This window comes from Acinetobacter sp. YH01009, from assembly GCF_013420765.1.
Lineage (GTDB): Bacteria > Pseudomonadota > Gammaproteobacteria > Pseudomonadales > Moraxellaceae > Acinetobacter > Acinetobacter amyesii.
Map to the genome: position 1 here is coordinate 136,402 of NZ_VOYE01000005.1, position 14,060 is coordinate 150,461.

5 protein-coding genes are annotated in these 14,060 nt (G+C 34.5%); all 5 read left to right on the top strand.

Annotated elements, in window-relative coordinates; all coding sequences use genetic code 11:
• Positions 1-299 precede the first annotated feature (299 nt).
• The 5 genes from FTT76_RS07395 to FTT76_RS07415 all read left to right on the top strand — a co-directional run bounded on the left by FTT76_RS07395 (position 300) and on the right by FTT76_RS07415 (position 14,058).
• A complete protein-coding gene (locus FTT76_RS07395) occupies positions 300-1,937 on the top strand; it encodes a hypothetical protein (protein ID WP_180190320.1) in 1,638 nt (545 codons plus the stop codon).
• A 37-nt stretch (positions 1,938-1,974) separates the two neighbouring features.
• The gene (locus tag FTT76_RS07400; protein WP_180190321.1) at positions 1,975-8,565 is read left to right on the top strand and encodes a strawberry notch C-terminal domain-containing protein; all 6,591 of its coding nucleotides are present in this window, start codon (positions 1,975-1,977) and stop codon (positions 8,563-8,565) included.
• A 131-nt stretch (positions 8,566-8,696) separates the two neighbouring features.
• Entirely contained in the window at positions 8,697-8,846 is a 150-nt protein-coding gene (locus FTT76_RS07405) for a hypothetical protein (protein WP_180190322.1), read from the top strand.
• 35 nt (positions 8,847-8,881) lie between these two features.
• Positions 8,882-13,159, top strand: coding sequence for a hypothetical protein (locus tag FTT76_RS07410; protein ID WP_180190323.1), 4,278 nt, complete (start codon positions 8,882-8,884; stop codon positions 13,157-13,159).
• A 5-nt stretch (positions 13,160-13,164) separates the two neighbouring features.
• Positions 13,165-14,058 (top strand): hypothetical protein, encoded by an 894-nt coding sequence (locus FTT76_RS07415; RefSeq protein WP_180190324.1) that lies wholly within the window; start codon positions 13,165-13,167, stop codon positions 14,056-14,058.
• Positions 14,059-14,060: the final 2 nt, after the last annotated feature.

Here is a 14,060-nt window from a genome sequence, read left to right on the forward strand (position 1 = left end):
TTTTGAATTTAAAATTCGCTCTAATAAATTTAAAATTCACTGGTATGGCATGTAACTTTCATTAAGTGTCTTGCAAGCTATTGAATACAAACAATAAAAAACGGCTCTAATATACTTCCCTTAATATGCGTAGCAAATATACAAAATTTTCTTTTCAAAATTTACTCATAAGATTTTTTAAGATTAATTTTTTTTATTTGGCATGTTTAGTATATACCGGACTATTTTTATAGTATTTTATAAGGAGCATGAGTCAAAGACCAGCTATTTAAAAATATAAAGATCTAGGAATTCCAGTAATGGCTAAACGTGATAATACAATCAAACGTATCATCATGAGTGTAGATAAGTTTTACAAACATGATGAACAAGATGAACTTTATGCTTATGGCTTTGACATGGCTACCAATGAGCATATTCGAGTTCGTATGAGTTCTTCAGAAGAATTTACAAATATTATTAACAAACTCAATAAAAACCATTCTGATGCGGTATCGATCGAAGATGTTCACACTAAATTTGATACTGGCCGTAATCAACGGACTTCACTTGATACTCATAATCGTGGTTTAAACCGTGGACGAATTATTTGTTTTGATAAATGCGATGAAGTTCAGAATGAAAAACTAGGTGAATACAAATCATATGTTGCTCAATGGTGTAACGTTATGAGCAATAGTCCAAATTCACAATTAATAAAATCTGTAGCTTCTATCAATGTACATCAACAGAGATCAGGTGATTTTTATGTTAAAGCACAAATTATTGAAGACGCAGCTCACTTACAAGTACCTAATGTAAAACTTAACTCACCAGCTCTACACAACGCTATCATTAAAAACAACCTTCAAACGCTTATCAAATCTCTAAGTAATTCAACTGAAGATCAACCAGAAAGGATTCCTTTTTCTAAACTCGTTGTTAGATATGAAAACGGTTCTGTATTAACGACAATTCCACTTATTCCTACTTTTGACACGGCGAACCGCGAGAGCGTTAAACAGTTTGCCACACCTGATCCGATGTTAAATACAGGTGGTGTTTCAAAAAGCCAAAAAGAATACAGGATTGCAAAGGCACCAATTGACAGCATAAAAGATATTTTAAATGGTGATGATTTCCATACATCTACCTACAATCCTAACTTTGTACCTTCGACAGAAGTTGAAAAAGAGCAACATCAAAAACAAGCTCAAAATGTATATGTAATGGACCAGGCCAGAATTGCACTTTTTGCATTGCTTGGTGATCGAAAAGTTAAAATATTTTTTAATGAAGATGTCGATGCTAACAAAAATAGAAATTTGAAAAAACTATATGCTGGATTAGTGAGTCAGAAACTTTTACCGGAAATTTACCATGGTCAGCAATTACAACTTGGAGCACTCTACAAAGATACTTTTTTGAAGAAATTTTTTAATAATAAAACTCCACATGCTGGCTTTAGGAAGGTAGATCCTGAAATTGACCTACGTAATGGACTAGGAGTGCGTGGATTAAATGCCCCTCCTTTAGTAAATAATTATTTGGATTCCAATGGTGAACCTAAACCCCATGATTTAAACCCACAATTTTTAAGTCTTGTTGATCGTCAGACTATGAATAAACTGACTCACGCGAAACAGAAGTTTGCTGAAGCATTTATTGTTATTCAACCACACCAACGTAACTCAAATAACTGCTTTGTATCTTTTATTGAACCAGTTGAATTAACTCAAACAAGAATGAATAGTCTTGAGTTCTCTGATATTACGGTTGAGTATATTCAAGAACATAAGGCATCAATCGATAGCCCTTTATCACATAATTTTAAGCATGATCTTTTGCCTGATCCTGAACAATTGATGAGAACTTTACGTCAGGAAAACCTTGAGCCAACGAAGGAAAAGGAAAAGACGAAAGAAAACACGTCTAGTTATGACGGTTTAACACTCTGACATTTTATAAATATTTGATATTTAGGTTAAAAGAATCATGGCTACGAATGATTTAAATGAAAAAATTAAATGGTTAGATTTATCACAAGCTGGTGTATATCTGGATGTACGCCGTGTTGGGCAAAATGATAGTCAATTATTGTTATTAGATATTCAAAAAAAATTATCAAAAGATAATTTATCAAATTTGGGTTTTTCTCCCCTGCAGTTTGAAGATTACCCTCATTTTGATGGCCATCTATATCAGTACACTATGAATGAAACCTTGAAGCCAAGATTGTTTCATGAGCAATTAGGGATTCCAGTTGAATTCATACGTAATATTTATGCAACTCGCCAAGAGCTACACGATCTATTTAATCAGCAAGCTAAATTATTAGTACCACAACGTTTGGATGTTGCACTTAATAGCTCTACCCCTTTGGGTTATAACTCTGATGGCAATCGTATTTTTGCTTCATCATATAATCGTTTTTATTTAAACTCTCAGGGTACTCAAATTCCTGAAGGTCCCAATGACCAACCATCAAGTTTATATTTACGTGCAGCCAAGTATAAAGATTTAAAAGAATGTCTTCGTGGATATGTTTATCAATTAGAGATTGAAAATAAAAGTCACACACATAATGATTTCTTAAAGTTTTTGGCTTTAATTACTCAAGCAAAAAATGCTGATGTAGATATATCTAAAGTTTCAGATAAACAGATACATATGGCTGAAGAAGCCTTAGAAACAGTATTGGTGGAAAGACTAGGCGAAATGGAATTTGATTCCAGCTCCTTTAATACTGCTTTGGCGCTCTATAATCGTATGCCTACTAAGACAATGCGAAATAACACAATCAGGATGCTGCAACAGTATTCCACCCCAATTCCAATGTCTTTAGTAGCACAACGTTTACTGATTGAAGGCGATAATCGCACTAAGCAAAACTATAGCGTACTTGAACCGACCGTTGGCAATGGATCTTTAATCGGATTATTGAGTCGAGAACAAAACGCTTCCATATTTGCAGTCGAGCTAGATCCTAAACGCGCTGATCGCACAAAATCGCTTACACAAAATTTTGAATGCACAGTTATAACAGCTGATGCTACACAGTTAGATTTTGAACAAGCTTTTAAACAAAAAGTTGATTATGTTATTGCCAATCCACCATTTGGTGCTATGGATAGCTTAATGCGTGTTGCTCAGATACGTGTTCAACAAAGGAATGGTGTTGATCCTGAACCAAAATTGATTCAAGCATCTGAGAACGTATGGTTTAGTACAGATAAACTTGATCATGCAATCATCATTAAATCCTTGAATGCCCGAAATGACTTGGGAAGATCAGTATTTATTATAGGTGCAGACAAGCAAATATCTGATGGTACTTTGGAAAAGAAATCAAAAAATCTATTTAATTACTTGCATAAGCATTATCAAGTTGAAGGTGCTGTTGAAATTCATGGAAGTGCATATGCACGTAACGGCGCTAATCAAAATGTACGCATGATTGTTGTTGGAGATAGAAAAAATGAACAGGAGCTACTTGATACATATCAAAGTTCAATAGTTCCAGAAAAGCTTAAGCTTATTTCTGATTATGATGAATTATGGGACTGGTCGAATAATGTAATTTATAACCGATTAAATCCAACAAAAGATTTGTATTTTAATTCACCAATAAATTCACCAATTCAAGAATCTAAATTAGAACCGTCCCCTACTGTACCTGAACCCAATACACCCTCAGATGATAATGATGATTTACTGTCTGGCTTAGGTGATGATCAACCTGTATCACAATTGCAGAACATAGCATCAACTGTAAATCAAACATCTGCAGTTTCTATGTTTGATGCTGATGTCGAAAAGAAACAAGAGGAACTTAAAGAACAGGAAGCTAAAAAACCTTCCTTTGGAAAAAAGAAAAAGGCTAATAAAAAAGTAGAATTTGATTTTGGTACTGTAGAGGTCAATGAGACTAGTACTTCTTCTGCAGTGGATGACGTACCACAAACGACTGAAGTTACTCCTACCTTCGACAATCCTAATGATTCAGACTTAGATCCTGATGCTATTGTAAATGACGATGGTCAACCAACTGCAGACCCAGGAAATAATGAAGAGAATGAAGAGAATTTAGATACAGAAAGTAGTGCTGATGATCATAAGGACTTAAATCAATCTGAAGATCCAGAGTTACCCGTAGAGCCTGTTATTCCTCTAAACCTAAATGATGAAGAAAGCATAGATTTAGGCAACATAGCAAATGCTCAAAACACTAATGAGTTGCAACCTATTGTTCAAGTACCTAATGCTGACAATTCAAATGAGCCAAAGGATGAAAATATATATCAGGTTAAGTATATACCAATGTCCAAAGCTTCAGAGCCGATCGCCTTGGTTCCTAAAAACCAAGTAAGGGCTATTAACCAGGCCAATTCACTTCTTTTAAATTATATTGATAATATTTCAGAGCAATCTTCAGTTAACTATACGGCGCAAGTAGAAAACGGTGATTACCCAACCATTGTTGATGCTTATGTTGCTCATAAACTGCAGTATGAAAACTTCGATGCTCTTAAATCAGCTTATGCCTGTGAACAGGTAGATGCTGTGGCGCACGTTATTTTACGTTTTGATCAAAATATGCCTGTTCTAATTGGTGATCAAACTGGTTTGGGTAAAGGGCGTGTGGCAGCTGCTTCCCTACGTTATAGTGCCATTAGAGGTGTTGCACCGGTATTCCTTACCGATACCACTCAGTTATTGAATGACATTTGGCGCGATATTGTTGCAACTGACAGTGATAAATTCTTCCAAAATCCATTTATCTTTAACTCTGATGCAATCATAAATAGATTCGGTACTGAGGAAGTTTTGTTCCGTGGACAGGATATACCACGCGATCTTACCGCTATACCAGCTCAACATGATTTGGTACTAGGTACTTATAGCCAATTCAACAGGCCTAACCGAAAACGCGCTTTATTAACGAATTTTATTAATCAAAATACAATTCTAGTTTTTGATGAAGCTCATCGAGCAGCTTCTTTAAAGTCAGCTACAAGTCAGTTCTTTCTGGATGTGATTGAACAAACCAATCTAATTAACTTCCAATCAGCTACAGGGATTAAGCGACCTGAAAACTTAGAGTTCTTCCATAAACTCTTTCCAGAGTCAGTAACTCGTACAGATCTTCAAAAAGTGATTGAAAACGCTGACGGTCCAATTCTTGAATTTATTTCAGAAGGGTTGGTAGATAGTTCTGCAATGATCCGAAGAGAGCAAGATCTCTCACACATTGATATTAAGACCTATGTACCAAATGAAGTCGAAATTAAAAAGTATCACAATTTTTCAGATGTTCTTTCAGACATTTTGGCTGATATGGTCAAATTCTCTAAAGATATTAGACACGATGCATTAGAAAACATTGCAAGCGATTTTGATGCAAATGCCCAGCTTCAATTTAGTCAAGATTCAGATGATCCAGAAAATAGATTAAGTCTTAGTATTATGAACTTTGGATCTCGAATGTATCAGATTCAAAAACAGTTCCTCTTAGCCTTAAAAACGGATTCAACTTGTGATGCCGTGATTAACGCGCTTAATGAAGGACGAAAACCAGTGATTGGCCTGGAGAATACCGGTGAAAGCCTATTCAATATTCTGATGCAAGAACGTTTAGAATCACTCATGAAGGCTAATACGGCGCAAGACGTACTTGCCGACTCTCCTGAAAAGGAAAAGCAATTCAATACCTTCAAATCTGTTTCAGCCGAAATTGAATTTTTAGAAAATGAATTACAGGCTTTAATGGTGAAAGAAGAGCGTGATTCTGGAGATGAGAAGGCAGCTAAAAAGCTTCAGAAAGAGCTTAATAAACTAGAAGATCAACGTAGTGCTTATTTGCAAGATCAAATATCAGTTTTAGACCAGTTGCCTCAATTCCGTGATTTGCTTGGTGTTATGTTAGATCGCATTGATATTGTTAAGGCGCAAGATAACTATGGCAACTCTTTCATTAAAAAATTAAGTAATGAAATACACATTGATGAAGCCGGTAATGAAATTCCTAGTCCATATAAAGCTGTATTAGATCGTATTCGCGATAAGATTGATCAATTCCCAGACTTGCCGTTAATGCCTTTAGATGTGATTAGAAACAAGGTAACAAAAGCTGGATTTAAGATTGATGAGATTTCTGGTCGTAGTGTTTTCTTAACTGAGATGTCAAATGGGAAATGGCAAGTTAACAAACAGGTAAATAATAATACTCAAGGTAAAATTTTAGTTCAGTCAAAATTTCAGTCTGGTGAATTAGATGCAACTATCGTAACTCGTTCAGGCTGTACGGGTATTTCTTTACATGCAGCGAAGAATCCAGATCCAACAATTCCATCGGATCATTTGAGACAGCGTGAGTTATTTTTCTTACAAAAGCCAGAAAACTCTACAGATACAATTCAAATGATTGGACGTGTTGGACGCCGTGGTGAAGTATCTCACCCAATCATGACTACAATCGATTCTGGTATTCCAGCTGAAACACGTATGCACTTGATGATGATGCGTAAGCTTTCAACATTGTCTGCAAACGTCTCTGCGAATGCTGAAACTAAATTTAATGAAAATGACTATCCTGATATGCTCAATTTCATCGGTAATAGAGTTGCATTGGACTATCTAAAAAACAATGTGAACTTGGCCAATACACTGGATATCAATATTGAAGATGATGAGAAAAGCTACTCACATCGTACAGCTCAGAATTATCATGTAAACCAATTGCTATCAAAGTTAATTTTAATGCCGATCAATCAACAAGAACAGGTATATCAAGACCTAGTTGTTGACTATAACGACAAGATCCGTGAGTTGGATTTATTGGGTCGCAACCCATTAAAAACTAACTTCTTAGACTGGAAAGCAAAAACTATTCGTGATTTTCAAATTAAGGATAATTTCTTTACTTTAACTAGCGAATCGGATGCAGCTAAGATTAATACCTTTGATTTGCCAGTACGCTTTGAAGGTCTAAGATATATAGAGCACGTTGAACCTTTACGTTCTGAAAACCTTCGTCTTATGTTTAAAGAAAGTGACGATTACTTAAAACGGCAATTTCAACGCATTAATCAAAATATTAATGAAACAGTACATGGATTAATTCACTATACGTATAACTTTGAAGCTTTAATGTTCCAAAAGTACGAAGGATTTGCTCGTCAAAAGCTTTTCAATAAAAAGGGAGAATTACGATCTGATCTCCTTAAACCGCATGAAGAAATGATATTTAAACACTTTGGTATTGATAGAGATTCAATTACCAACTTTGCTGATATTCAATTCCGTGCACCTGATGATCATACTTCTACAGGTTTTCAGAAAGTAGCTGAAGCTGTTTATTTAGCGAATGATGAAATCTTAACGTCCAATTTTGAACGTATGTATCGAATGGTTTTAGATTTAAAACATTTTTCGCGTTCTATGGCTCAGAATGAAAGTAATGGCCATACAGCACATGGAATTCTATTCCAAATTCCAAAGCCTACTCTTTTTGAAGATGATGTCGCACCAGAACACAGAATTGGTGCACTACTAAGATTAGATCTTCCTCCCCTACGCCTCACGGCGATCACGCCAAATGCAATTAAAATGGACCTTGTATATCCTGGAGATAAAAAGTCTTTTAAAGTGCCATTAATTAAATATTCAATGGATAACTCTGATCCAGATATTAATTTTATAGTCCCGGTAAGTGATGTGGGTAAAGACTTCTTGAAATCTCATAACAAGGACTTTTACTCAAATGCTTCGCGAGTTCAACAGCAGCTTGCAAACAGGCAAATTTTACCTCACCTGTTAAGTGATGATGTGAGCTTTGCCAAACATACAAGAAAGAATTTTGAAAATGCGCCGTCTGGAGATGTAACGCGTCAAGCTATTACATTAACAGGTAACATGTTCAAAGCTCATAAAATTGTAAGTTCGTTAGATATACGCTATTCAACAGTAATCTTCACTGATGCTGACGGTATGCGTAATCGTGCATTATTATTGCCTTCAAATACTCCAACCAATATTTTTGAGGATTCACTAGAGAATCAAGTAACTTTCAAACAAGTTAATGACATTTCTAATTTCTTAAATAACCTCAGTGATTCGACTGAGTTTTCTAGATCAAATTATGCTGGCACTAAAATTGAGTTCCCGTATAAAAAAGCAAAAATTACCTTCTACTTCAATGGCCATGATGGGTACGGCGTAACAGTTCAGTCGGTATCTAAACAACTGAGCAAACTTATGGGTAATACCAATCTTTTTTCTGATCCTAGAAATCCAAATAATCCATCATCCTTGAATATTAATTTTACAGAACCAGCGCGAAATGAATTTAGATTCCCTCTGAAGTTGGATCAGGTTTCAGACTTTATTAAAGAGTTGGATACTACGACTAAAATTGAAACTGCATTTTTAAACTTGAAGTCTAAAGAGCCAAAAGGTGTAGATTATTTTATGACTGAAGTCGGTAAACCATCTCTTGATAAGGAGATTAAGAATAGCGCCGTGTCATTAGAAATAGGTATTAAAAAGCCTATTAAAAATCAAGATGAACATGCCTTAATATTTTAAGCTTCACTTCAAAAACGGTATATACGGATACAAAAGCGATTAACAATTTCGTATGGTTTACTTCGTATATACCATGTATTATGTAATCGGACGATCACATTGACGTTCTTAGAACAAAAAACAGGTAGTTTATGTGTATTTCTAATGATTTAGATGATTCATCTAAAATTACAGATTCAGTAGATTTAGATTCTGAATTAGATATCACATCTGGTTTTACTTCTGATTTTAATGAGGCTTTTATTTGGGACAGTTCTTCTGAACCTAAAAAGGAATCTTAAACTTAGTAATTGCCACCTGTTATAAGGATCATAATATGGACAATAGACCAAAACCAGATACTTCAGCAGAAGAGCAATTAACAGAATCCTTTCAAGTGGACCAAGAGCTGTCTTTTGATCAGAATCTCGAAAACAATTGGGATGATAGCTATCTAGATCAAGTGCAGTTTGATGGTTTTGAGTCCAATGTGAATTTTGATTCTCAATCAAATTTTGACCAGTATCAATCAGCTCCTATTGATCATATTGAACCTATTGATTTATACGGTGGTATAAACAACTTTAGTGAAGATCCTGTTTATCTGGATGAGCCAGGCCAATCTAATTTCATTGAGCCAGAACACTTACGAATTGAGCGAGATGAATCTACTGTTTTACCCCAAAACAATTTTGATCTTTCTGCCATAACCCTTGCGGATTTACACAAACAAGATCCTAAACTTATTGGGATGGTTTTTAATGCTCTTGAACAAAAAGATCAGGCAAGTCAATTAGAGTTTTTTAGTAAGCTTGGTTTGGATTTATCTAAAGAATCTGATCTTAAATTCATTGGTAAACTCAATAAAATACAAAGTGATCAGGCCTTAGAAGAAGGTCTAAATAACATTGCTGATAATAATAGTTCACTCCCAATTGAAGATCGCCTTTATACAACTGCTGAAACTAAACTTTATCTTTCAGACAATTTACCTGACTTTAAATTATCAATTGAGCCAAATCCATTTGAAGCTGTCCAGGTTTCTGAAAAAACGCTTTATGATATTGAGTCGAAATCTTTCGTTGTCCAGCCTTATTATGCTTTAAGCCTTAAAGGTGCCAGTCATGAAAATTCACTAAATTTTCTAAGTAATAGACAATATGATATTGAACTCTTAACAAATCAAAATAAAGTTATTCGAGAAGCAAAACAAAAGCTTTACAACGAAATCACAGCAGCACCAAATACATACTTTTCCAACCAATTAGCAGAACAATCAGATGTTCTATCTTTTATACGGCAGTTAAAGAACTTTTGTGATGCTCGTGGTCTTGATGCTGAAGATGTAGGTCTAAAGGCAAAAACAATCAGCATGGATCAATGGCGTGTTAATGATGACCATACATCTGCTATTCAACAAAATATAGACATCCCTTATTTAGAATTTAATCCAAAGTACTTCACAAAAGAAATTTTATTGCTTTTAGAGAGCCGTGAACATAATGACCAATTTGAAGCTGCCCTGCTTCTGAAAGAGCATTTAGGAGATGACTATTTAAAAAATGTTGATTCTTCAATCAGCGAAAATAAAGATGAAAAGACTCAATCTATCCCTAAGAGTACGTTGAATATAAATGGAGGTCCTGAAGATAAATCTCAGATTGCATCAAATACTATTGCTGCTAAGAATTTTAAAGAAATTAAGCAAGATGAACTCTTAGATAGACCGCCTTTAGCTCGCGACAATGCTCAAGGCTATCCACGCACAGTAGCTGATGAAATTGCAGCAATGTCAGCTAAAATGATAGCTACTATGATCGAAACGATTAAAAAAACAATAAAGTTAATTATTGCTGCTTTACGTGCACTATTTAACAAAAATAACGAGCAAGAATATCAAGACAATCTCAACAATTTGAAGAATGTTTGGCAGACACCTATTTCATCATCCTTAAATGTTAAGAACTCGCAAGGACCAGCTTTACAAGAGAACGCTCAGGTAAACGATGGCCTGGTTGAGCCAAAACAAAATACTGAGACGATAGAGCCAATTGCAAAAGATACGCTTCTTCCCCTATTAAATGATCCATACACAAATAAACTGAATAAAGATCGTGAGGGTGTTGTATTAGAAGATTTTGATAAAAATATTGCAAAGGTATATGAAATCGATGGAGATCAATACATTGTCGTTGATGTTGTAAGTGCACAATCTGTAGATGATCAATCTGATGTTACAACGCCGTATTTAAAGTTAATTAAAGAAACAGATCTACCGCCCAAAATAGAAGGTGCAACTTCACCCACCCCCATAACTCCATTTTATCTAGAATCTATTGAAGATAAAGTTAAATATTTGTCTGTCTCAGAATTAAGTGAAGGTATTAAAAATGATCTTGTAGTTGAGTTTAAAGGTCAATATTTTGAGCCACTTTGTTCTCAATATGTAGAACAAGCACGAATGTTTTTGGGTGCTGAAGCTTCCTACGGCGTAGATCCAGAACAAGTAAGTGAAGATACTAAGTTATCGTATAAAGAACAATTTGCGATTAAAGCATATCAAACTGGCCAAATCATTTCAGATCAGATGACTTCTTTAAAATCGAAATTCTCAAATATTTTTAACCGGTTTAATTCAAATGATTCTCAGATGACAGAAAACTCCGATGTTGAAACACAAAACAAGCATAAAATATATATGAAACGAGAACCTGAAATGGAGGCATTCTTTCAAAGACGACATGACAATGTTTCTTATGAAGAGATTGAGAAATATGTTGGAATGGTTTTTAAAGATGAAAAAACTCATGAATTAAAAGCTGTTCTTGATATTGCTGCTGATAAATTAGATAAACAAGCAATAGTTGTTCCATTGGAATGGGTCAAGGATCTGGATCAAATTACAGAAAAAGATGTTTTGTATGCTGAAGATCTTGTGAATAATAGTGAAACAATTCCATTATTTGAGTTGGAATCATTAGATCCAATTGAAGACCTTAATATTAAACAACAGTTTGCCATTGAGTACTTAGAAAAATTAAAACAAGACACGATTAATAACCCACCCTCTCAAACTGATACATATGCGCGTTCTGCTGAAAGAGAATTGGAAATTTCTCGCATGAACTTACAGGGCAAGTTAAGTGTGGTTGGGGCCTTAGTTAAAACTGAAACAGGTCAATATGTTGTTTTAACATCTGACTCTGAGGGTTCCAAATCTATAAACCCAGAATATACAGTAGTACCAGTTACTGGCTCAGAACATCAGATTACACTGGAAGATATTGTTAATACTGGTACTCAGACTATTTCACGCAAAGATATTCGTGAATGGCAGACTTTCAACAGTCCAAATATTGAAAATCATAGTCAATTATCCTACCTAGATCCTGAAGTTCATGAAGCAATTACTGTAGCTATTCATGAAAACCGCGAAATGGCTTTAATGGCAACTTTAGGGGAAATGAAAGTTTCTGAAAAAGTAAACTCAGTAGGATCAAAGTTAGTTACAAAAGATGGCACTGAATATATCGGATTATTTGTTAAATCTGAAGGTACAGAGACTGAGTATTATGCAGTGAAGGCGCCGTCAAATCAGTTAAGCCCTATTAGCACTACATACATCAAAGAAAATGGCGTAGACATTGTAAATTACAAAGATATTGCTCAGTTTCAACATTCAAATTTGAATCAGCAAGAGTTATTGGCTTCTGATTTATATACAGCATTGGTTAATTCAGTAAACAATGAAAATGAACTAGAAGTAATTCATCTTCTATCTAATCTGGATAACTTAACTCAAGACGCAAAGAATCGAATCTTCAACGAACAGGATACTAAAAACGTGATTGAAAGAAATCAATTTATTGAAAAATTAAAAAAAGATCATGAAATTAAACTTGGCCATTTAAATGCTATCCAACAAAAGGCACAAGAAATTCAGAATCAAAAGCTTAAAAACATCGTTATTGATGCAGCGGTTACTCTTGCTGATCCGATAAATTCAAATAATGACATGATTGCTCAAAGTATGACGCATCTCAACCAACGTCTTGATACTTTACAGCAAGATTTAATATTACAAGCATCAAGCAATCTCCAAAACCCAATATATAAAGACATATACGAAAAAACGTCCGATTACATGGTCTTGCCTACTGCATATGGTGATGCAAAATTTATCAACTTTAATGCAGATTCACCTGAAATTTTAAACGTTAAAAATAATGATGATATTAGTGACATGCTTGATCGATTTAACGACATCATTGCAGAAACAGGTAATGTTGAATTGGCCATTCAACAAACTAAACAAGAAGTTATTACAGATCACTATTTAGAGGCGATCCGTGATGATGCCCCACTCCATAAACTCAATGGAAGTGATATCAACTTATTAAAAGAAATTAACAACCATGTTGATGCCGAATTTCAATTAACGGGTGCGCGTCTTGAGGCATTGCAGCCAGCTTTTAACTACAGTACATCCAACTACATTGAGTCAGTTCAAAATGAGAAAAAATTTGTTTCTGAAGTTTTAAATAACTTTACATCAGAGTTAGACAGTGAGCTCGATCGTAAAAATGATCGTTCAAATGATCAATCATTAGGGTGATATACATGGACTTATATAAAAATGTGTCTGGTGATGTTGAAGCAATGCAGAATTTTGATAATCACTTAGGAGGCTTAGGCAGACATACAGTGGCGTTCATACTGGATCGAGTTGAGACGAATTCAAAACATGACAAAGCAGATCGTATAATTGAAGGTACCAGTCAATATTTTAAATCTGATTATGAGTTGTTTGTAGAACATCACAATTTAATGATGCAAGAATACGAGGCCACACAACTGCATCTAAGAAACATCCTAGATAAAAAAAATGAAATAAAGAGCATCTCCAAGTTGACAGAATTATGTGAAAGACATCAATGCTCAAATATTGGTGAACTTTATGTGGAAAAACAAGACGATGAATATGTAATTCAATGTTTTATTGAATTTCAACATGACTTAGAGAATAACTTAAATTTAAAAAAATCATTCAACCAATTTGCTGATTCATTTGAAGCATATAGATACAACATGGATTATTGCAATAAATTATCAGGCATTGATAAACCATTTACTTTGGAAGCATCAAATGAAACGCAATTGAACTTTATTGTCAATTCTAATATGGGTGTTAAAAAAACTCTTCTTGACTATCAAAGTAAACTACAAGCGCAACAAATAACGGTAGATAATTTCAAAAATGATGCTACTTTTACCGCTTTATTCCCTTTAGCTACTAACGATAAGAATTTATTCACGACTGCAGCAACTGAGATTTACGTAGTTCAATCACCAAGATATCAAGACTATTTAAAAGTTGTTAAATCTGAGCTTAAAGTATCTCAGGAATCTGGGCAGAATTCTTTTGATAAGCATTATAAGGAAGCTTTAAACAAAGATATAAGTGAGAAAAATAAAGATCACACACAAACGCATAGTTTAAGTAATGGTTTTTAGCA